General features: G+C 66.6%; 16 protein-coding genes. 7 read left to right on the top strand and 9 right to left on the bottom strand.

The features are described from left to right. Positions 1 to 19 precede the first annotated feature (19 nt). On the bottom strand, positions 20 to 2,311 hold the full coding sequence (locus ACOOGH_RS11885; RefSeq protein WP_420449116.1) for a fused MFS/spermidine synthase: 2,292 nt from the start codon (positions 2,309 to 2,311) through the stop codon (positions 20 to 22). A gap of 130 nt (positions 2,312 to 2,441) precedes the next feature. Between ACOOGH_RS11885 and ACOOGH_RS11880 the strand changes: the two genes are divergently transcribed. The 3 genes from ACOOGH_RS11880 (at position 2,442) to ACOOGH_RS11870 (ending at position 8,471) form a co-directional block, all read left to right on the top strand. Further along, complete coding sequence (locus ACOOGH_RS11880; RefSeq protein ID WP_420449115.1) at positions 2,442 to 3,794, top strand: amidohydrolase family protein; 1,353 nt, start codon at positions 2,442 to 2,444, stop codon at positions 3,792 to 3,794. A 150-nt stretch (positions 3,795 to 3,944) separates the two neighbouring features. Continuing rightward, complete coding sequence (locus ACOOGH_RS11875) at positions 3,945 to 5,183, top strand: oxygenase MpaB family protein (RefSeq protein ID WP_420449114.1); 1,239 nt, start codon at positions 3,945 to 3,947, stop codon at positions 5,181 to 5,183. A 66-nt stretch (positions 5,184 to 5,249) separates the two neighbouring features. Then, complete coding sequence (locus ACOOGH_RS11870; protein ID WP_420449113.1) at positions 5,250 to 8,471, top strand: efflux RND transporter permease subunit; 3,222 nt, start codon at positions 5,250 to 5,252, stop codon at positions 8,469 to 8,471. An 8-nt stretch (positions 8,472 to 8,479) separates the two neighbouring features. Here the strand turns inward: ACOOGH_RS11870 and ACOOGH_RS11865 are convergent, their stop codons facing one another. From ACOOGH_RS11865 to ACOOGH_RS11850, 4 genes are read right to left on the bottom strand one after another with little or no spacing between them, the layout of a single operon-like run. Further along, positions 8,480 to 9,454 (bottom strand): squalene/phytoene synthase family protein, encoded by a 975-nt coding sequence (locus tag ACOOGH_RS11865; protein ID WP_420449112.1) that lies wholly within the window; start codon positions 9,452 to 9,454, stop codon positions 8,480 to 8,482. 28 nt (positions 9,455 to 9,482) lie between these two features. After that, a complete protein-coding gene (locus ACOOGH_RS11860; RefSeq protein WP_420449111.1) occupies positions 9,483 to 10,847 on the bottom strand; it encodes a M24 family metallopeptidase in 1,365 nt (454 codons plus the stop codon). Positions 10,848 to 10,879: 32 nt separating this feature from the next. Beyond that, positions 10,880 to 11,293: a type II toxin-antitoxin system VapC family toxin gene (locus ACOOGH_RS11855; RefSeq protein WP_420449110.1), complete on the bottom strand. Its 414-nt coding sequence runs from the start codon at positions 11,291 to 11,293 to the stop codon at positions 10,880 to 10,882. Then, positions 11,290 to 11,586, bottom strand: a complete 297-nt coding sequence (locus ACOOGH_RS11850) for a ribbon-helix-helix protein, CopG family (protein ID WP_420449109.1) — start codon at positions 11,584 to 11,586, stop codon at positions 11,290 to 11,292. Before ACOOGH_RS11850 ends, ACOOGH_RS11855 begins: the two co-directional genes overlap by 4 nt. A gap of 122 nt (positions 11,587 to 11,708) precedes the next feature. Between ACOOGH_RS11850 and ACOOGH_RS11845 the strand changes: the two genes are divergently transcribed. From ACOOGH_RS11845 to ACOOGH_RS11830, 4 genes are read left to right on the top strand one after another with little or no spacing between them, the layout of a single operon-like run. Next, a complete protein-coding gene (locus ACOOGH_RS11845) occupies positions 11,709 to 13,007 on the top strand; it encodes a pyridoxal phosphate-dependent aminotransferase (RefSeq protein WP_420449108.1) in 1,299 nt (432 codons plus the stop codon). Next, positions 12,998 to 13,933 (top strand): hypothetical protein, encoded by a 936-nt coding sequence (locus tag ACOOGH_RS11840; RefSeq protein WP_420449107.1) that lies wholly within the window; start codon positions 12,998 to 13,000, stop codon positions 13,931 to 13,933. Before ACOOGH_RS11845 ends, ACOOGH_RS11840 begins: the two co-directional genes overlap by 10 nt. A gap of 2 nt (positions 13,934 to 13,935) precedes the next feature. After that, a complete protein-coding gene (locus ACOOGH_RS11835) occupies positions 13,936 to 14,745 on the top strand; it encodes an ABC transporter ATP-binding protein (protein ID WP_420449106.1) in 810 nt (269 codons plus the stop codon). Next, entirely contained in the window at positions 14,742 to 16,349 is a 1,608-nt protein-coding gene (locus ACOOGH_RS11830) for a hypothetical protein (RefSeq protein WP_420449105.1), read from the top strand. Before ACOOGH_RS11835 ends, ACOOGH_RS11830 begins: the two co-directional genes overlap by 4 nt. 13 nt (positions 16,350 to 16,362) lie before the next feature. On the opposite strand, the gene ACOOGH_RS11825 is transcribed toward ACOOGH_RS11830, so the two are convergent. From ACOOGH_RS11825 to ACOOGH_RS11810, 4 genes are all read right to left on the bottom strand, one after another. Then, on the bottom strand, positions 16,363 to 17,004 hold the full coding sequence (locus ACOOGH_RS11825; protein ID WP_420449104.1) for an SRPBCC domain-containing protein: 642 nt from the start codon (positions 17,002 to 17,004) through the stop codon (positions 16,363 to 16,365). Continuing rightward, the gene (locus tag ACOOGH_RS11820; protein WP_420449103.1) at positions 17,001 to 18,944 is read right to left on the bottom strand and encodes an alpha/beta hydrolase family protein; all 1,944 of its coding nucleotides are present in this window, start codon (positions 18,942 to 18,944) and stop codon (positions 17,001 to 17,003) included. The genes ACOOGH_RS11825 and ACOOGH_RS11820 overlap by 4 nt, the downstream gene beginning before the upstream one ends. Before the next feature lie 2 nt (positions 18,945 to 18,946). After that, entirely contained in the window at positions 18,947 to 20,287 is a 1,341-nt protein-coding gene (locus ACOOGH_RS11815) for an NAD(P)/FAD-dependent oxidoreductase (RefSeq protein ID WP_420449102.1), read from the bottom strand. 140 nt (positions 20,288 to 20,427) lie between these two features. Further along, a complete protein-coding gene (locus tag ACOOGH_RS11810) occupies positions 20,428 to 22,131 on the bottom strand; it encodes a M1 family metallopeptidase (RefSeq protein WP_420449101.1) in 1,704 nt (567 codons plus the stop codon). Between the last annotated feature and the right edge of the window lie 57 nt (positions 22,132 to 22,188).

Raw genomic sequence — 22,188 nt, 5'->3', positions numbered from 1 at the left:
ACCATCGTCGCATCTCGAACTAACGAGCCGGCATGAAGAACGCGTCGTTGTCCGTGATGACGGGGCCGCGTCCGATGTAGTCCGTCAGGTCCGTTTCGGCCATCGCCATGTAGCCGGCGATGGTCTCCGGCGGTCCGAGGTCCCGGGTGACGATCGGGTTGGCGGCCGCCCGCGTGAACACGGACTGCATCACGGCGGAGGACATCGGTTCCCGCGTGGCGACGACGTAACTGTGGGTCGATCCGGTCGTCCACAGCACCATGTTGGGGAACACGTCCCAGACGGTCCTCAGGATGTCGCGATAGTCATCTTCGCGGACGCCGTGGATCGGGATCCACTGCATGAAGACGCCGTCCTCGGCCAGCCGGCTCTCGATCAACTGATAGAACTCGCTCGTGAACAGCGCCCAGGAACTCGCGTTCGCGGGGTGCGTCGCGTCCACCGAGATGATGTCGTACGGCTCTTCCGCCCGGAGGAGGAAGTTCCGCCCGTCCTCCACATGCAGCCGAAGCCGGTCACTCTCGAGAACCTCGTAGTTCTCCTCGTGATAGACCGCCGCCGCCTCGATCATCTCGGGGGACAGATCCACGGCGTCGATCACGGGGATGCCGTGCGTGTTCATGGTCCCGGTGGCGATCCCGTTTCCGAAGCTCAGGACGAGCGCGTTGCGGGCGCCGGGCCGCATCAGTGGAGGGAGATGTCCGAGCAGCCGGAAGGCCGACATGCTCGCGCGGTCTGTCGGCACCTCGTCCCGGCCGTTGACGAAGGAGATCTTGTAGTTGTCCTCCGGGATCTCGAGCACGGCGACGGTGGTCTCCACGCCCTCCTTGTAGAAGATGAGCCGGTCGGTTTCCGTGTAGTACGAGCCGAGGTAGAAGCCGGTGGGAAGGATCGCGATGGCCAGAATCGTGGCCGCGACGGCGCCCGCCGGCGCGAATCGCAGCGCCCGCCGTCCCCCGCGATCGAAGCGCAGCGCCACGGCTCCGAGCGCGAGGTTCAGCACCGCCAGCGCCACCCCCGTGTTGCGCAGTCCGAGGAGAGGTACGAGCACGAACCCCGCGCCGAGGGAGCCCACGATGGCTCCCAGCGTGTTGAGAGCATTCACGCGGCCGATGCGAAGTCCCACGACCTGTGCCCGCTCGCGCGTGTACAGGCTCCCGACGACGGGGAACAGCGCCCCGAGGAGGACGGTGGGAGGAAAGAGCGTGACGAAGGCGATGAGGAACTCGTAGGAGACTGTATAGCCTCCGAACCAGTCCTGGAGATGGAGCGCGGGAAGTCGCGCGAACATGTGCAGGATGAGGACGGCCAGCAGTCCGATCGCGAGTTGGATCGCCCCGAAGTGCCTCAACGTCGCTCGTCTCCGCCGCAGGACCCAGCTCGCCCCGGCGCCTCCGAGCGCGAGCCCGGCGAGGAAAATCGTCAGCATGAGCGAGAACGAGTAGGAGGCGTGCGAGGAGTGGATGTAGAAAATCCGCGCCCACACCACCTCGTAGCCGAGCGCGATGAAGCCGGAAATGCCGTATGCGATCGCGACGTAGCGCAGCGCCCCGGCCGAGATCGGAAGCGCGCCCGACGCGGGTCCGGTGGCTGCTTCGGGGATCGCGGCGTCGGCCGCAGCGGCTGAGTCCGCCGCGACGTTCCCGGCCTCGCCCGCCGCACCGGCTGTCCTCGGGGCGTGCGCGAGCCGGATGATCGCGAGAGCCCCCGCCGCGACGAGCAGATTGATGGCCGCGCCGAGGAAGATCGTCTCCCGCGCGCCCAGGTAGCGAAGGAACACGAGTCCCGTGAGGACGCAGCCCACCGCCGCGCCGGCCGTGTTCACGAGGTAGAGCCGCCCCACGTCGCTTCCGACGCGCCCGCTGTGCGTCGCGTACACTCGGCTCATGACCGGCAGCGTGGCTCCGATCAGGAACGTCGCCGGCGTGAGCACGGCCAGCGAGAAGACGAGCCGGCTCAGCGTGAGCCAGAACCCGCCGGCCGGGAGGGCGTTGCTGAACCCCGGGTACACGCCGTGAAGCGCGCCCAGCAGGAAAGGCGACAGCGCGGCCAGCGCGGCAATGCCCACTTCCAGCCAGGCGTAGGTGCGCAGGGGCTGCGCGTGGGCGTCGATCCGCTTGCCCATCACGTAGCTCCCCAGCGCGAGCCCGATCATGTAGGCCCCGATGACCGTGCTGTAGGCGTAGACGCTGACGCCGAACGTGAAGACGGACTGCCGCACCCACGCGATCTGATAGATCAGCCCGCTGACCCCCGACAGGAAGAAGAGGAGGAGCAGCCCGCAACGGCGAGCGCGACTATCAGGCCTCAAGGGGGCTCCGGCGGCGGTGAGTGGGGTTGGGTGTCATCGGTCGGCGGCAACGTACGGCTGTCTGGCCGCGCCCGGAAAGCGGCGCCAAGTTGCGCAGGTTCCGTCCACCCGCCGATTCGAGGAGCGTCCGATGCGAGCGACAGCCATACCCCTCCGGACTGCACTGCTGGCCGCAATTCTCGCCCCTGCCGTCCCTGCCTCTCTGCCCGTCGCGGCTCAGGAAGTGACGGCGATCCGGGCCGGTCGCCTCATCGACGGCACGGGGGCGCCGGCCCGAGAAAACCAGGTGGTCATCGTCCGCGGCGAGCGCATCGAAGCCGTGGGTGACGCGGCGACCGTGGCGATTCCGGACGGCGCCCGGGTTGTCGATCTTAGCGGCCGCACGGTGATGCCGGGCATCGTCGACGCGCACGCGCACCTCTCGATCCGTCCCGACATCCGCACGCTTCGCGGCCAACTCGAGGGGATGGAGCAGCACGACGCAATGCAGATGGCGCGTATCGTCCGAAACATCCGGGTCCAGCTCATGTCGGGCGTCACAAGCGTCTATGTCGTCGGCGAGGTCCACTACAACGATATCCAGGCGGCGCAGGCCGTCGACGAAGGGATCATTCCCGGGCCCCGCATCTATCCGAGCGGCAACTTCATCTCGACCACGGCGGGTCATGGCCCGGCGGAATACCGCACGACGAACGGACCGTGGGAGATGCGCACGTTTGTCCGCCAGAACTACGAGATGGGTGCGCACCACATGAAGCTCACGATCACCGACCGCGCGCGCGTGGACCCCAACAACGGCACGCCGTACGCGCCGGGTGAGAGCAACTACACGAAGGAAGAAATCGACGCGGCCGTGAACGAGCTTCACCGGCTGGGGATCGAGGCCACCGCGCACGCGAACGGTGAGTCGATCCGCCTGGCGGTGGAGGCCGGCGTCAACTCGATCCAGCACGGGGGGAACCTCAACGAGGACCTCATGGACCTCATGGTGAGTCGCGATGTGGGGTTCGTGAACACTTACACCATCGGTTTCCAGAGCGTCTTCAACGAGTGGGGCTTCCTCGACAACAAGGCCGCGAACATCCGCGACTGGCTGGCGCGCGGGCGGGAGGTGCACGAGCAGGAACTGTCACGAAACGAAGGTCGGGCGCAGCGGCGGGTCGCCCGCCTGGGGCAGCTCAGCCAGTCCAAGGAGAAGGGGGTCAAGGTCGGGATCGGCACCGACAGCATGCACGGGTACATGCCGCTCGAGATGGAGAACCTGGTGGCGGCCGGGTTCTCGCCGCTCGAGGTGCTCACCGCAGCCACCGGTCTGAACGCGGAAATCGTAGGGATCGAGGATGAGGTGGGCACGATCGCGCCGGGTCTGTTCGCCGATATCATCGCGATCGACGGCCGGCCCGACGAGGACATCGACGACATCGGCAATGTCGCCTTCATCATGGTCGGGGGCCGCGACCAAACCAACCTCAGCTTCCGGTAGCCGCAGCGTCCAACAGGGCTGTGACGATTCGTCGTCGAGTACTCTGGCCCGGGAACTTCTTGTTCCATTGGATTCCACAAAATGCTAGCATACCGGCGCGTATCTCAGGTCGCGTACCGCGCGCCGCGAAGCCAGCCGAGTTCAGATCAGATGACCAGGAGGCGCATCATCCCTAGCCTCGAGCCTCGGAAGGAGGTGGGCCGCAGAGGTCTGCACAGCCTCGAGCGCCCCCTTTCCGCATATGTCGACGGGTATGCCAAAGCGCGTGCGATTGACCGGCACGTTGCGGACAACTACGTCGCGCATACCCGCATCGGCGATCCTGTCATGGACGCCGTGGTGGAGGACCTGGCGCACCTGTCTCAGGGTCAGGTCCACAAGTTCATTCACGCGGGGATGGAAGAGGATCACGACTGTCTGCGGAAGGCGCCCCAATCGCTACGCGACTTCTTCATTGACGCGCCGCAGCCCGACCCGGACTGGCTCGATCGCGGTGCTTTTCGGCCGGGCATCCGCGCCTTCCAAAGAAACTCCGTCCTCGTCCTTTCGGCTTTCGTCACAGGCGTGCTGATCGACGGCTTCTCGACGCTGATAAGCAAGTCCTTCGTGCAGACCGGGCGCATATTCGACAACGGCGTCTGGCGCCTGAAGCAGAACAACCGCCATCAGATGGAAATTTTCCTTCCCGGCGGGCTCGAGCGGTATGGCGAGGGCTGGAAGCTGTCGGTTCGGATCCGGTTCGTGCACGCGCAGATTCGGCGGCTGCTCGGACAGACCGAAGAATGGGAGCACGACGCGTGGGGCGTGCCGCTCAGCGCCGCGCACCTGGGCTATGCGGTCGCGTGCTTCGCGGCGCGCACCGTCAAACACTCGGAATCGCTGGGAGCCAGGTACAGCACCGAGGAGCGGGCCAGTTTCCACGACGTCTGGCGCTACGCCGGCTATCTCATGGGCATCCCCGAGACCATCCTTTTCACCGACGAGGCGCACGCGCTTCACATGTACCGGATCGGCTCCATATGTGAGCCCCCTCCTACGGAAGACGCGATCGTCATGACGAACGCATTGATCAACTCCGCCCCCCTCGTCGCGAACATCACTGACCCCACGGAGCGCCGGAATCTGGTGAACAAAGTCATCTACCCGATCTCACGTGCCCTGGTGGGCAACTCTCTCTCCGACCAGCTCAACTTCCCCAGGAATCGTCACAGCCCGTTTCCCTTGCTCGCGTACAGGATCGACCAGCGCATTCAGAGGCTGAGGGCGGCGCTCGGGCGGGAAGGGGCCCAGAATTTTGGAACACTGCTTGAGGCGTCTGCCTATGATGCCGCAGGTTTGAGTTACCGGCTGCCCGACCACGCTCACGACGAACGGTCCAGCAAGTGGTGACTTCCATCGGCCGACCCCTCGTGCAGCGTCCGGTGCGATAGGCTCAGGTAAAGCCGCACGAGGGAGGTGGAACACATCACGGACGAGCACCGTGTGAGTGACGACGGTCACTTCGACCGACGGAGCATCCGGGGCCCCATCGGCTTCATGGCGAAGAACGGTATCGCCGCGAACGTGGTCATGCTGTTTCTCGTCCTCGCCGGGCTGGCCTCGGCCCGGAACCTCGTCCAGGAAGTCCTGCCCGATTTCTCCCTGGACCGCGTCCAGATTGTCGTCCCCTATCCGGGCGCGGCTCCGGAGGAGGTCGAGGAGTCCATCGTCCGCCGGATCGAGGAGCAGATCCGGGCGGTCGACGGTCTGAGCCGGGTGGAAGCCACCGCCTCCGAGGGGCTCGCCTCGGTGATTGCGGAGTTCACTTCGGGCACGGACGTCAACCGCGCCCTCAACGAACTGAAGGCCGAGGTCGACCGCATTTCGACCTTTCCGGCCGCCGCCGAGCGGCCCGAGATACGGGAAATCACGAGCCGGCAGAGCGTCATTCGTCTCCTCGTGTACGGCGATGCGCCGGAGCGCACGCTCAAGGAACTGGCATACGGCATCGAGGAAGGGATCTCCGCTCTTCCCGACGTGTCGCTGGCCGAGGTCAGCGGCGCCCGTCCGTACGAGATCTCGATCGAGGTGCCGCTGAGACGGCTTCGCGCCCTCGGCCTGACGCTGGACGACATCGCCTTCGCGGTGCGGCAGAGTTCACTCGAACTGTCCGCCGGCAGGGTATCCACCAGTGGCGAGGACATCCTCGTTCGCACGCTGGGGCAGAACTACGAGCAGGCGGATTTCGAGGAGATCATCCTCCTCAGCCGCCCGGACGGAACGTCGGTTCGGCTAGGCGAGATCGCGACGGTACGGGACGGATTCGCGGACACCGATCTGAGCCTGCGCTACAACGGTCAGACCGCGATCCGGGTCGACGTGTTCAGGACCTCCGACGAGCAAGTGCTGGACATTGCCGAGGCCCTAAAGCGGTATCTCGATGCCGAAGTAGCGCCGACCCTGCCCGCAGGCGTCTCGGTCGCGCTGTGGAAGGATGATTCGGAGGATGTCGGCGGGCGACTCGGCCTCATGACGAAGAATGCCCTGATCGGATTCGCGCTCGTCTTCCTGGCGCTGGCGCTCTTCCTGGAAATCCGGCTGGCCATGTGGGTGGCCGTGGGTCTGGCGGTCTCGTTCATGGGCACGTTCCTCGTGATGGGATTCCTGGGCATCTCGATCAACATGTTCTCGCTGATGGCGCTCGTGCTGGCGCTGGGCATCGTCGTGGACGATGCGATCGTCGTGGGAGAGAGCATCTTCGCCGAGAGAGAGCGGGGACACAGGGGGCTCGCGGCAGCCATTCGCGGCACGCGCCGCGTCAGCACCCCCGTCATATTCTCGGTTCTCACGACGATCACGGCCTTCGCCGTGCTGCTGAATGCGCCCGGCCCGCAAGGAGAACTCGGCCGCGGGATCCCACTTGTGGTGATCGCGGTGCTCGTGGTCTCGCTGCTGGAATCGCTGCTCGTTCTCCCGAACCACCTGTCCCATCTGGCGGCTCCCGGCGAGCGGAGACCCGGCGCCGTCCAGCGGATGCTGCACCGGGCTCAGCGGGCGGTGGACCGGATCATGAAGCGCCTCGCGGACGGGCCCCTCGACCGCGGACTCCGCCTTGCGACGGACCGGCCCTCCATCATCCTCGTCTCGGCGGTCGGACTGCTCGTGCTCTCGCTCGGCGTGGTCGCGTCGGGCATCGTGCCCAACCAGTTCATCACCCCGATCGAGGGCGACGTCGTGTCGGCGAACCTGGAGATGCAGACGGGTACCCCCGCCGAACGCACGGCCCGCATCGTCGCGGAAATCGAAGCTGCGGGACACCGGGCAGTGGCCCGTATTTCGGAGGACGGCGACGAAAGCGAGGGTCCGCTGGAGTTCGATGTGGCCGTCACCGTGGGAGAGTTCGCGGCGCTGTACGATCCTCTCGGCGGAGATGCGGTGGAGGCGGCGCGCGGCCACCTCGGCACGGTGCAGTTCAAGCTTCACGACTGGAACAGCCGGGGTCTCGCCGCTTCCACATTCGAGCGTGTGTGGCGGGAAGAGGCCGGGATCCCCGCCGAAGCGAAATCCCTCTCCATCTCATCGAGCCTTCTGGGTCTCGGGCTGCCCGTGCACTATGAACTGTCACACCCGGACCCGGATCGCCTGGAGGCCATTGCGGGCGAATTCGCGGCTGAACTGACTGCCATGGAGGGGACCCTCGACGTCCGGAGCAACCTCGATGAGGGGTTCCGGGAACTTCAATTGGAGTTGAAGCCGGAGGGCCGTTCCCTGAACCTGACACTCGACGGTTTTGCGACGCAGGTGCGGTCGGCCTTTTTCGGGGCGGAAGCGCTCAGAGTACCTCGGGGTCGCGAAGACATGCGCGTGTGGGTTCGGCTGCCCGAGGAAGAGCGCAACTCCGCGACCGACGTCGAGAACTACACCGTTCGCACGCCGGGCGGGGAAGTGCCCCTGGGCCAGATCGCGTCCGCCGGATTCTCCCGCTCGTCAGCCGCCATTCACCGGGTCGACGGACGTCGCGCCGTCACGATCACCGCGGACGTGGACCCGCGCGTCGCCACGGGCCAGCAGGTGAACGCCCAGCTGGAGAACGAGGTTCTCGCACGACTGACGGGCGAGAACCCGGATCTCGGCTACGCCTACGGCGGTCAGAGAAAGGAGCAGGATCACGCGATCGCCGTACTGGGCCGTTCACTCATTCTCGCTCTCCTCATCATGTACAGCCTGATGGCGATCCCGTTCGGCTCGTACACGCAGCCCCTCATCATCATGGCCGCCGTCCCGCTGGGCGCGATCGGCGCGCTGGCCGGCCATACGCTGCTCGGTCTCAGTTGGGGACTGTGGTCGCTGTATGGACTGGTCGGTGTATTCGGCGTGGTCGTGAACGACTCGCTCATGATGATCCGGTTCATCAACGACCTCAGGGACTCCGGCCTCGGGCCCGCGGATGCGATCATCAGCGGGGCCAAGGAGAGATTCCGGGCGATCATGCTTACGTCGATTACGACATTCCTGGGCGTGGCCCCGCTGGTCTTCGAGACGAGCACATACGCCCAGCATCTCGTGCCGCTCGCGACTTCCGTCGGCTTCGGCGTCCTCATCGCCACTGTCCTGCTCATGCTCGTGGTGCCGGCGCTCGTGATGACGCAGTACAACCTCGATGGATGGAGGGAGCGCCGCCGGTTGGCGCGGGCCTGACCAGGCCGCTAGGTGCCCCGCTCGGCGAGACGACGGCAGTAGCGCGCGATCCAGCCGTTGGAGAAACCGAACAGCTTCGCCCGGCGCGTGATCGCGAGGACCTCGCGGCGGGTCATCTTCGTTTCGCGGTCCAGTACTTCGGGGTTGGTCCGACTGATCGCCAGCGTGCGCACGGCGAACAGGAGCGGGAGCAGGCAGAAGAGGCGTACCCGGTGGTGCCGCCGCGGGACCATGCGCAAGTAGTCGCGCGCCGCGCCCAGGTGCCGGTCGGCCTTTTCCACGAGCCTGTCGAGCACCGCCATGGCCGCGTCACGGTTCGCCGGCTCGAACAGATCGCGCGCACGCATGCCGGGGTCGGGGAGGAACGCCGCCGGTACGTACACCCAACCGCGGTCCCGGTCTTCGTGCAGTCCGCGTATCACGTTCACGGTCTGTAGCGCGAGGCCGAACTCCCGCCCCAGCGCCATCATGCGGTCTCGATCCTCCCCGACCCCGGACAGCCGCAGCGAAAAAAGCTCCGTGAGAAGGAGGCCGACGCGCCCGGCCACCTCGTGCATGTAGTCGTCCAGGTCCCCCTCGGTCTCGAACACGGATCCGCGTCTTGTCCAGCGGGCCATCCCGGCCGTCGATTCCCGCACCCGCCGGACGATGATCGCGCGAGCCGCCGGGTCGAGCCGACCCAGCCCCTCGAGGACGGTCTCGCAATGCCGAGCCACGGCTGCGTCGGGGGTGTCTTCCTCCGCCTCTCCCAGCCGACGGATCAGTCCCTCGCTCGCGGCCTCGCCGCCGAGTACCCGCCGCCACTCTTCGAGCAGGGCGATCTTCGCCTCAGGCGCGAGTTCGCGGCTGTCCTCCAGATAGTCGGAAACGCGGAGCAGCAGGTACGCGACGGTGATCTCCTGCCGCAGCGGCCGCGGCAGGATCTCGATACCGACCGCGAAGGTGCGGCTGGCCGTTGCGAGGAGCTCGCGCAGGGTGACCATGGGCCGGGTTACGGGGCTGCGCCCTCTCTCAGGAGACCGTCCGGCTTGCGGCGGGATCGGACTTGATCAGCAGCAGGCGGCTGTTGGCGGGATAGAGCCACTCCGCCCCCCGCTCGGTCACCACCGCATCATCCTCCAGCGGTACGCGCAACTTCGCACCCCCCCACTCGGGAATCGCGGTGTACGCGAACAGTTCGATCGCAAGGAGATTCGTCGGCACGACCTCGAAGGTGAGGCGGCGCGGGTTCCACGTCGCGATCGAGGGGCCGATGCCGTGTCCGAGGTTTCCGACCGAGTGGTGTCCCTCCCACGTGACGTCCGTCTGCGGCCCATCCGTGGGCTGGTTGAAGGGGATGGGATTGAAGCCCGCCGCCGTGAGCGCAGCGCCGATCCGGTCCATGTTCTCGCGCGCCGTGATGCCGGGCCGGATCGCGCGGCGCGACACTTCCCGCGCTTCGATCGCCCGGTTGAACGCGTTCTGCACCCCGGGCATCGCCTCCGTTTCCCCCGGCCGCATCACGTAGGCGACGCGCTTCATGTCCGTGCAGAAGTTCAGGTGGCAGACCCCCCAGTCGATCATCATGACGTCGCCGCCCTGGATGATCCGGTCGCTGGAACTCGCCTCGATGCCGTCGGGCCCCGTGATGTAGATGGACGGGAAGCCGAAGGAGGAACCGAGCCCGCGCTCGAGCAGCCGGTCCATGAGCCACCAGGCCACGTCCTTGAGGGTGGTGACGCTGGGGGTGATGACTTCGTTCGAGAGCGCCCGCTCCGCGAGTGTCCTCGAGATCTCGCCAGCCTCGGCGAAGCCCGCGATCTCCGATGCGACGCGGCGCGCCCTGAAGTCGGACACGAGCTTCTCCGCGGAGACGAAACGCGACGCCCACGGTTCGCCCAGTGTCTCGGCGAGGTGCTGGTAGCCGGTATGGGACAGTCCGTCGGCCGCGCCGATGTTCGACCCCATGTTGAGGCCGATCCGTTCCGGATCCCGCTCGGCGACGAACTCCCGAAGATCGAAGTTGCCGGTGACGATGTCGTAGGCGCCGTTCCCGGCCAGCAGGTAGCCGCTGATTCCCAGGGCGGCGCGCTCGATCCGGTCGCCGCCGCGGTCGGTGAAGATGTAGTAGCCGATGGGATTCACGTACCCGGGGCCGAAGTCGGGGGTGAGCGGATCGTCGAGCCCCTCCCTCCGCATCGTAATCCACATGTCGATCCCGTTCTCGCGCATGACCTCGGGCAACACGACATCGAACTTCTCGCGCCGCATCTGGTTCATCCGCTCCCAGCGCCGTCGCGCCTCCTGCCCTTCAGCGGGAACGGGAAGCAGAGGAAGCAACAACAGCGCCCAGAGCCCGGCGCTCGCGATCCGGCCCTTCAGGATGACTCGATTCATGGATCCTCCCTCCCGGGTTTTCCCACGGACTGCTAGAGATCCCTCGGCCAGAGTTTCGGCTGCCCGTCCAGGGATACGACTCCAAAATCGCGCAGATCGACGGTCGCAATCGCTCGTGCGTGGAGCCGCTCGGCCACGGCCATGACGACGCCATCCACCAACCCCAACCGCAGAGAACGGTAGATCGCGTTCAACTCCTCGGCCCGCCGCAGATCTGCGAGGCTCCCCCACTCGATCATGAATCTGCCGCCGGCGAGGTCCTCTCGCAGCGCCGTCGCTACGGCCGTGCCCAGTCTGGCGGCTACCAGATAATCAAGTTCCGGGAGGATGGCCCACGGAAGGACCCACTCGCCCGGTCTCTTCTCGTAGGCATCGCGGATCGCGGCGTGATCCTGTGCCCCACGGTCGAGCAATGCCAGAATTGCGCTGGTGTCCGCGACGATCACGGTGGGTTTCCCTTCCGTTCGTCCGGTTCCTTCTCGGCTTCCGGGGCGCTACCGGCAGGTTCATCCTCCCCGAACCCGTGCATGTACTCCTCGTAGCGCTCGGCCAGATCCGGCATGCCGCTGTCGCCCATGCCAATGCTGCGGGGCAACCGGGCCTGTACCTTACGGGTGGTGTATTCGCCCACCGCTTCCCGGATCAGTTCGGCTGCGGAGCGGTTCTCGGCGGCCGCGATCGACTTCAGCTTGCCGTAGTCGGTCGCTCTCAAATACACCGTCGTCTTGACTCTATCCATGGATATATGGTATATGGTTGACAGCTACTCGGCAACCCACTTTCGGGACGGTCCACCGTGGGGATTCCTACCTTGAACAGCGGGGCGGCGCGGCGATTCAGGGCGCCCCGAGCGGCGGTCGTATGACCGTCCTGGCGCAGCGCCTCGCCGATCTGGGGACCGAGAACGCCTTCAAGGTCAACGACGACATCCAGGTGTGTCTCGACCGTGGGATGGACGTCATCCGTTTCAACATCGGGGCGCCGGACTTCCGCAGCGCGCCCCACCTCAACCGGGTCGCCGTATCCGAACTCGAGGCCGGGAACTCGGGGTATTGCGACGCGGCGGGACTCCCGTCCTTCCGGGAGGCGATCGCGCGCCATGTTTCGGCCACGCGCGTGATTTCCGTGGGGGCGGATCAGGTCGTCGTCACGCCCGGGGCCAAGCCGCCGATCGGCTACACCTTCCAGACGTACGTGGACCGCGGTGACGAGGTCGTTTACCCGAGTCCCGGGTTCCCCATCTACGAGTCGTGGGCCACCTTCGTCGGGGCGCGTCCCGTGCCTTTGCACCTATCCGAAGAGAAGGGCTTCGCGTTCACGGCGGACGATCTCGGAGCACTCCTCACCGAGCGCACCCGGCTTATCATCCTCTGCTCGCCGTCGAATCCGACCGGCGGCGTGCTCTCGGCGGAAGATCTCGCGGGCATCGCGGCGGTCATCCGCGAACGCTGCCACCCGGACGTCCGGATCTACTCCGACGAGATCTACGAGCACATTCTCTTCGACGGTCTTGAACACCGCAGCATCGCGTCGCACGAGGGAATGGTGGAGAGGACGGTGATCGCGAGCGGCCATTCGAAAGGATTCGCCATGACGGGGTGGCGCCTGGGCTGGGCGGTCCTGCCGACGGAAGAAGAGGCCGATGTCTTCAAGCAGCTGAACATCAACATCATGTCATGTGTGCCGCCGTTCCTGCAGGAAGGGGGACGGGCAGCGTACGAGGATCCGGCCACGGCCGGCGTCGTGGCGCACATGGTGGGCGAGTTCGAACGGAGGCGGGATTTCATCGTGCCTGCGCTCAACGCGATCGAGGGTCTGAGTTGCGAGTTGCCGAAGGGGGCGTTCTACGTCTTCCCGAACGTGTCCGGCATGTGCGAGCTTCTGGGGGTGTTCGAGGCGCACGACGCCATGCCCGCGGAATCCCGTGCCCGGACGACGCCGTCGGGGATGCTCCAGATGTTCCTGCTCTATCGGTACGGCGTGGCCACGATGGACCGGGCCTCCTTCTGCCGCATCGGCTCCGAAGGCCAGCACTTTCTGCGGATTTCGATCGCGAACAGTCTGGAAGACATCGAGCGCGGCGTCACCCGCATCGAACGGGCCGCCGACGATCCGGACGGATTCCGGGAGTTCATCGAGACGGAGCGCCTGTGGGACTGAGTCGCCCTCTGCCAGGGGCCGCGGTCGCGGCCCTGTGGCTGACCGTCGGCGCGAGTGCGGCGGAAGCCCAGTCCCGCCGTGCAGGATACGCCGGTCTCGTACTCGAAGCTCCCGCCGGCCTCGAGGCGGCGGCTTTCGGGAACGCGCCCTACCTCCTTGGCGGCGGGGCGGAGTTGATCTTCTACGCGCCCGCCCTGATTGGTCGTGCGAATGGTATGGCGGCGGGCCTCCAGCGCTACGGGTCCGAGGGGACTCTCGCGACGCTCGCCGGCACGGGGTCGGTGGGACTCGGGGACTTCGCCGTCGGCCTCCAGTACCTCCGCTACACCACCGAAGGACTCCCCCGGATGCCGGACATTCAGTGGCCGGCCGTCACGGCGGAGGGTCCGCCCATTACGGAGTTCGTGGCTTCGCTCGGCCATGCGCGGGAACTCTTCGCCTCCGTGGAGGTGGGCGTTGTCGCGAAATACCTGGAATATCAGTTCGTCGGCCGGACGGAGCGTACGACCCTGGTGGACGTGGGCGTGGCGCGAGAGTTCGGCCCCACCATGGTCAGCGTCGCCGCTCGCAACCTGGGATCGGACCTGGAACTCAGGGGGCGAGGGCTCAGGATCCCGACGCAGTTCGTCATGGGCATTTCGACGGAAGGCTTCGAGGTCGGGGAACTGGACATGTTCCTCACCAGCCAGGTCGCCCGGCGTCGGGACGGCGAGATCATCCCGGCCGGCGGTGTCGAGATCTCCTACTGGCCCGTCCAGGGCTACACGTTCCGCCTCCGCGCCGGACTTCAGCGCGTGGTGGAGGACCGGAGAAGCCCGTTTACATTCGGTCTCGCGTTCACGGGCGACGCGCTAACCATCGAGTACGCCTTCCAGGCCTTCGACGTGGACGGAAACGCGCACCGTTTCGGCCTCAGCTTCCGCTGACGTTGATCGAGACCCGCGGTCTGACGCGACACTTCGGGAAGACGAAGGCGGTCGAGGATCTCGATCTTCGCGTCGAACCCGGGGAGATCCTGGGCTTGCTGGGGCCCAACGGAGCCGGCAAGACGACGACCGTGAAGATCCTCACGTGCATGATCAAGCCGACGAGCGGTTCCGCGTCGGTGGCCGGCTTCGATGTCGAGCAGGACCCGTTGGAGGTCAAGCGCCGGCTCGGCTACGTCCCGGAGGCCGGTGCGTTGTACGAGACGCTGACCGCCGGCGAATACCTGACAATGGTGGCGAACCTGAGGGGTATCGATGGAGAGCGCGCGGATCGGAAGATCAACGAGTTTCTGGATCTCTTCGACGTTCTCGATGCGCGGGACCGGCGTCTGGTCGGACACTCGAAGGGGATGCGGCAGAAGGTCCTGATCAGCGCCGCGTTGCTGGGCAACCCGGAGGTGCTGTTCCTCGATGAGCCCCTGAGCGGGATCGACGCGAACGCCGCGCTCGTCGTCAAGCAACTCCTGCGCGAACTTGCCGCAAAGGGACGGACGATCCTCTTCTGCTCGCACATCCTTGAAGTCGTGGAGCGAGTCTGCACGCGCATCGTGATCGTCAACGATGGCCGAAAGATCATCGAGGGCGATCCGGGCCGCATCGCCGCCGAGGCAGGCGCAAAGAGCCTCGAGGAGGCGTTCGCCCGGCTCACAGGTGTGAGGGATGCCGGAGACGTCACCCGAGACCTCCTTCGAGCACTCGAGGGCTCCGTCCCGGCTGCCGGCACCCGGGACTCCGCCAAGGGTCCGGCGTGAAGCTTGCGGCACGCCTCGTCGAGGGGCTCGGGGCGGATTACGCCCAGTGGCGGGTGCTCACGCGCGTGACGCTGAAGACGGACTTCCGATCCGCCTCGGCCATGCAGATGGGGTCGTCCGCGGCGGCCTCCAGGCCGTGGCTGGGGGCACTCTTGTATGGCTTTTTCGGCCTCTACGCGCTTGGCGTGGCCCTGGTGCTCCCGGATCTCTTTCTGTCCGCCGTGTGGTCGTTGAGCATGGTAGGACTCGTAGTGGCGATGGTCATTCTCATCGAGTTTCGATCCGTCGTCATTTCACCGACCGACTACGATGTTCTCGCCCATCAACCCATCTCATCGCGCACGTATTTTCTCGTCAAGCTCACGAACGTCCTCCTCTACTCGGGAATCATCGGCGCCCTCGTCGCGGGACCCACGTGGATATTCTTCATGGTCAGGTACGGCCTCTTGGCCGGCGTGCTGTTCCCCGTGATCGTGGCCGCCACCGTTGCCTGGACAACCCTCGCCATCGTGTCCGTCTACGCAGGACTCCTCCGCGCCGTTCGGCCGGCCCGATTCGACCGCATCCTCTCGTACATGCAGGTGTTGCTCGTGACGAGCGTCGTCGCCGCGCCGCTGCTGCTGGGCGAATTGGAGGATTGGCTGGTAGCGGTGGAGGTCGGCACCTCTCCCGCCCTGTATGCTCTTCCCGCCGCCTGGTTTGCCAGCGTCCTGCCGCTGGTCCACGGGGAGTGGAGCGTGACGGGAGTGCTCGCCGTCCTGACCGCGGCCGGGAGTACCGTCGGTCTCTTCTACATTGTGGGCCAGCGGCTGTCGCTCTCCTACGCCGAGCGGATGGGTGCCCTGCTCACCGCCTCCGAGCCCGACCGCAGCAAGGTCTCATCAAGGCGCTCCGCGAGGCGCCGATTCCCCGTGGAGTTGCGGGCAGTGACTACGTTGATGAAGGGCAACTTCAGACACGACAGGAACTTCCGGCTGACCGTGTTGAGCATCGTTCCGATGACGCTGCTCTATGTCTATCTGTCACTGCGCGAAGGGTCGCTGCCCGACCCGTTCGTCGAGTTGGGGTTCGGAGCCGGTGGCCTCTGGATGATCCACTTCGTGGCGATCGGCGGGCCGCAAATGTTGCTGGAGAGCCTCTTCCGCAGCGATTCCTTTCGTGCCGGCTGGATCTTCTTCGCTTTCCCGGTGGACCGCGCGAGACTCGTCACCGGTGCGGGTCACTGTATCGCGCTGTTCGTACTTATCCCGTACCTGGCGATCCTCGGCGGGATCTTCGTGTGGTCCTTCGGGGATGTGCTGCACGCGGTCGCGCACGCCGGAGTTCTGGGGCTGGTCTCCAACCTGATGATTCAGCTGAGACTGCTGCTGGCGCCGCGCCTCCCCTTCTCCGAGCCACCCGCCAAGGGCGGCTTCAGCGCCGGCGTGTTCGCGGCGATGGTGATCTCCGGGATCCTGATCGCGCTGCTCCCCCTCCCCCTGCGCGCCGCGTACGCCAGCACCGCCGCGACCATCGCGGTGCTGGTTATCGCGAACGCCATGACGCCCTGGCTCGTGGTTCGCCGAATCGCCCCCCGTCTCCAGCGCCTGGAGTTCACGGGCTGACAGTCGGCTCCGATCAGGTCGCGTCTTCGCCCGTGTAGAAGGCGGTCACCCGATCTGCAGCAGCGCGCGCCGCTGCGGCGTCGGTGCCGAGGGCGATGGAGGCTTCACACCACGCAGCGCTGCTCCGGCGAGTGAAGTCCTTCCCTTTCTCCGAGGTGATCCACGCCTCCGCCGTCTCCGGGACGACCGCCGGGGCCGGGGAGAAATGCTCGTCGAGGCCGAACAGTGCCATGTCCCAGCCGATACCGACCGCGCCCGGCCCGAACTCCTCCCAGAAATCCGCCGGGAACTGCGCGAGGTGTTCGAGGCGCACCTCCGTGTAGCCCTCCCGCAGTTCCAGAAGCGTCACCGTCACCCAGCTGACGTCTCCGTGCATGCGCCACGTCAGGGCGAAGCGCCCCGGCGCTTCACACGCGATGATCTCGCCGCCCGCATTTCCCTCCAGTTGGTAGCTGCCCCCGGCGCGCAGGTCGCCGGAAATCGGCAGGAACCACTTCGGGATCCGGGCCGCGTTCGTGAGGGCGTCCCACAGCTCCTCCCGACCCGCGCCAATCACCCGCGCCGCCACCAGCGCATGCACGGGTTTGCCCTCATGCTCGCGCTGGCCGAGTTCGCGGGTGACGGAGCCGGCCGATCGGGCGTCGGCTCCGTTCAACGGTCGGACCGCCCTACGGAAAAGCCGATGTCGTCTACAACGACGGTCCCGGCCTCCGCCCGGTCGAAGAGGAGACGGATCTCCCGGGGCCGGGCCGGATCGAAGTCGGGGTTGGCCTCGACCAGATCCGCGAGCGGGATCGAAAACGACTGGAGCACCAACTCCCACTGGTTGTCGAAGGACTCGGCGTCGTTGCGGCGCCGCACCGCGGTCTCGAGGGGTCGGCGGATGGGCCCGTAGTCCGACAGCCGCACGCTCGCCGACTCGCCGTCCACATCGGTGAGTACGACCGACAGATCCACTGGTTCTTCCTCATCATCCCGGTCGCCCTCGCCACGCGCGGTCCCTCCTCGCGCGGTCTCGTCGTCATCTCCTCCGGCGCGGGAAGGCTCCTGGTTCTCGTCCTCGCCCTCGGGGCGTCGCGGCGCCGGCCGGCCCTCCACGGCCCCGAGCTGGAGATCCAGCCGAGAAGTCCCCCCGAGCCCCCACTCGGACCCAAGCCCGACGGGAAGCGACAGGGTGTAACTCGCGGGCGCCCCGACGGTCCCTTCGTCGCCGGCGACGCGGTTGTTCCATCCCAGGCGGAGCGCGTTGTTCTCCTGTGAACTGGATGTCGTGGGACGGTTCCGCGACCGGAGATCGAGCAGTTCCTCGCGCCACACGCCCAGAGAATCGCCCCGGAGCGTCACGCGGTGCGCCGTCCCGGTCGTGACGTCGATATCCTCCTCGAACGTGGCCAGCGGCCGGAAGCTGCTCGATTCGAACTGCGTGATGTACATCGTCTCGGGCAGCCAGCCGCCGATCGCGCGGTGATCCCGGAACATCGGCATGTAGTTCGGATCGTCGCGCAGCACCGTCTCGAGGAAGGCCGAGATGTAGATCTCCGCGAACTCCCGTTGCGCTTCGCCGTCGATGAGTCCTCGCAGGTCGAGCCTCCGGGCGCTGCGCGGGCCGTTGTCCTTGTTCCCCCACACCGTGTTCCACTGCCCGTGATTCGCCCGGTACATGTAGATGGCGGTCTTGAAGTAGTCCCCGCCGTCGCTGAACTCGAGCCGGTTGTACAGTCGGAGTCCGTGAAAGCTCGTGACGTCCCCGTCGTGCGAGCCGTGGAACACCATGTAATTCACGTTCTCGACCGGCGCGAGCCGACCCGTGGGCAAGTACTGGCCGTCGACCGGGGCGATCGCGATGATGCCGCGGATCCCGTGGTTGAAGTCGAACTCGAGCGAGGCGTCGTCCGGGTATCGCGACAGCCGGTTGAAGGCCGCCGCGTGTCCCACCGCTTCACCGCCGCGCGAGTGCCCGATGAGGGCGATGCGGTCGAAGTCGATCTTCCCGAAGAAGGGGGTGTCTTCGTCCGCCGCGAATTCCTTGAAGGCGTCGATGTGTTTGAGGAGGAACCACCCCCGCCCGTCGTTCTCGTTGCGGATGCCGCCGTTGATGAAGTTCATGTCGACGGAGGCGAACACGTAGCCCCGGCTGGCGAGCAACTCGCCGAGATAGCCGTACCCGGGGTCGGAGAAGTCCTTCATGTCGTGGTTCCCGTGGACGATGAGGACCAGCGGGAACGGGCGACCATCCCTGGGCTCGCCCTCGGGATACCAGGCGCGGCCGTTGATCGGGAACTCCTTCGGCGTGAAGCCCCAGTAGCCGTTCCGTTCCTTCGCCGTCGCGCCGAGCGACACGAGCTTCGAGGCATCCACGGTCTCCGTCACGAGCGACACGGAGTCCCGGTACTCGGGCCGGCGCCTGTCCGTCCCGCTCCCGTAGTAGAGCCGCCGTACCTCGTACGGCCCCGGGGCTGCCGGATGCTCGGCCTCGAGTTGCTGTTCGGCGAGGACCGTGGCGTGGTCGGAGGGGGTGAGCCGGAGGGGGCCGTAGCACCCGCCGCCCGCGACGGCGACCGTCAACAGCGCGGCCGTCACGAGGGGTGGTCGCATCTTCAACCGCCGAGGTCCTCCGAATCCGGGTCGAGCTCCCGCACGCGCTCCCCGCCTTCCGGCGTTTCGAGCGAAAGCTTGAACTGTTCGGCCAGTTCCGGGTCGTTCTCGATTTCCAGGACGCGCTTCGCGATGTACTCGCCGAGCACGGGTCCCTGCTTGAAGGATTCGGCCGTACCCAGTCCCGCGAGCCACACGTTGTCGAAGTCCGGGTGCCGGTCGACGAGGAAGTTGCGGCTGGGACCGAAGCAGTAGTGGCAGGCGCGCGTCTCGTTGATCGCCGCGCCGACCATGTCCGGGAAGTAGCGCTCGAGGATCTGGCGCGGCCGCTCGTGCGCCTCGGGAGGCACCCAGCGGTCGCTCGTGTCCGGGTCGTCGCCGGCCTGGCCGCCCACCCGCACCCGGAAGCCGCGGTGGTCCGGCCCGAGCGCGGGCCACCCCGTACACCCCGGCACGCCGTAGCTCGGCATGTTGGGGAACATGAAGCGCTGATCCGGCACCGCGAAGTAGAACACGTTGCCGACCGGGATGCGGACGCGGTCCCCGAACAGTTCCGGGAACGTCTTCCCGATCCAGGGCCCGACGGCGAACACGAACGTCGAGGCCGCCAGCGACTCGTCGCCGCCGAGGGTCACGTCGTTCAGCCGGCGACCGTCCGCCCCTCCGAGCGCCGCGCGCGCGATCCGGATCTCGCCGCCCTCCATCTCGAAGCGCTTGGCCACGGACTCGATCGCCCGCCGCGCCCGCACGACGCCCGCGTTGGGTTCGTGGAGCCCGAGGGAGACCCCCTCCTCCGTCCGGATCCAGGGCCAGCGGTAGTTGATCTCGTCCACGTCGAGCAACTCGTAGTCGACGCCGAGCCGGTCCCACTGGTCCATCGTGTCTTCGACATAGGGGACCATCTCCTCGCGCAGGATGAGATCGCCGGTCTGGTAGAAGACGCGCGGCAGAAGAAGTTCCTGTCCCTCTTCATCCCACTGAATCCAGCGACGGATGGCCTCGTTCGCCCAGCGATTCCAGACGAAGCCCTCGGGGCGTCCGCCGTAGGAGGACCGAACGCCGCGCGTTTCCCCGCCGGAGGTGGAGCGCGAGTTGCCTGGACCGTAGGCGTCGAGCACGGTCACGGTGGCTCCGAGCCGAACGAGGTTGAGCGCGGTCCAGATACCGAAGCTCCCGGCCCCGATCACGACGATGTCGGGGGGCTGGCCGTCGGGCCGTCGCACCGGAGTCGAGCGTGGAGGCGGCGGTGCGCCGATGAGCGGGGATGAGCCGCCGAGCGACAGCCCGGCGGCAGCCGCTCCGGCCGTCGCGCTCTTCAGGAACTCCCGTCGATCTATGCCCAAGTGGAGCGTCCCCTCCAGGAGCGAGTCAATGCGGCGTCAAAGCTGGCCCATGCGCCGGACTCCGTGCAAGCGTCCGGCGGCGCGCCCGCGGCCGGCTAGTCCACGCCCCGCGTCCAGCGGCTGTGGCGAAAGCCCCGCACCTACCGACGATCGAAGGCCACATCCATCAGGAGTCGCGTGTTCGGGTCAAAGACGACATCGAGCGGCTCCGCCGGAACGGGGATCGTGAACCGGCCCTGTCGCCCGTCGACCTCGATGACTTCGATTCGGGGTGGCCGGGTCGCCCCGTGCACTCCGCCCTCGAGCGGGCCATCCGGGGGAAGGTGGATCGCGACCTCCACCGGCATGCGGAACGTGTAGCGTTCGTCCTGCGTCTGCCGGATGTCGATGTGGACCGCACCGGCCGCCGCATCGTAGCTCCAGCCGCCCTCGTACTCCAGCCATCCGCCGCCGTAAAGCCACTGGTCGAAGAACGCCCGCAGGTCGAGGCCTGACGCCTCCTCCATCGCCCGCCGGAAATCCGCCGTGGTCGCGTTCCGGTCCTGGAACTCCCGGTAGTACGCCTGGATCCCGGCCCAGAATGCGTCCTCGCCGACGACCCCGCGCAGCATGTGCAGCACCCAGGAGCCCTTCTGGTACGTGCCCGGACCGCTCGTCACCCGACTCATGTCGGAGATATTGTCGTGCACGATCCGGTAGTCCGGGTTCTCAGCCATGAAGTCGCGGATCCGGTCGCGGCTCACCTTCAATCGCTCGATGAACTCGTCGCGCCCGTATTGATGTTCGATGAAGAGGAGCGTGAAGTAGGTCGCGAAGCCTTCACTCAACCAGACGTCATCCCAGTCGTATTCGGTGACGGCGTTCCCGAACCACTGATGCGCCACCTCGTGGATGATCACGTTTCGCCAGCGCACATCCCGTTCGCCCGTGACCGACTCGTCGCCGTAGAAGATCGCGGTCGCGGCCTCCATTCCGCCCCCGACGCTGTTCGACTGCACGTTCGCCAGCTTCTCGTAGGAGTAGGGACCGACCATGTCGCCGTAGAACTCCATCGCCTGCTTCGTCGGCACCGCGAAGTCATGGAAGCCGGCGTCGCGATCCTGCGCGTAGACCCAGGTCTGGATCGGCACCCCGTTGTAGTAGTCCACCGTTTGCACGGCGAAGCGGGCCGCCCCGAGCGCGTACAGCCAGGTCGCGATCGGGACCGACTGCTTCCAGTGCGAGCGGCGCGTGCCGTCCAGGAGGTCGGTCTCCTCGATGAGCAACCCGTTGGAGATGACCTGGTAGTGGGCCGGCGCCGTGACGATGAGTTCGTTCGTGGCCTTGTCGTACGGGTGATCGACCGTCGGCAGCCAGTTCCTGGCCTTGTTGGGCCAGTTGTCGCTGAAGAAGGTCCGGTCGCCATGCTTATTGGGTCCGATGATGAGACCGGTGGCCGGCACCCCCTCGTAACGGACCACGACCTGCCGGCGCTCGCCCGCCTCCGTGGGACGGGCCAGGGAGACGATCAGCGCGTCGTCCGCATGTGTGAAGTCCAACGGCCCCTCGGCGCCCGCCACGCCATGTACGCGCATGCCCGTGCCGTCAGCCTGCTCCGCGATGAGGTCGAAGCGGACTCCTTCGATTCCCGCCTCGAGGAAGCGGAGATCGATCGTCGCCTCGCCCACGATGGCGTCCGTGTTGTCGCTGAGCGTCAGGTCGAACGCGTAGTTGAGAGCATCGATCGCGCGATTCTTGGGATAGGTGTCCATCGCCGCCGGCGCGGGCGGCGGGGATTCCGGTCCGCCCGCGGCGAACCCGAGCGTGAGCGATGGGACGAGCAGCAGGGGCAGGGCATATTTCATAGGGCACCTCGTGCTTGATTGCGATCCTCCATGAACCTGCAACCGGGAACACGCTCC

It is taken from the genome of Candidatus Palauibacter sp., assembly GCF_965213655.1.
Taxonomy (GTDB): Bacteria; Gemmatimonadota; Gemmatimonadetes; order Palauibacterales; family Palauibacteraceae; genus Palauibacter.
This window is presented reverse-complemented; position numbering and strand designations above follow the sequence as displayed.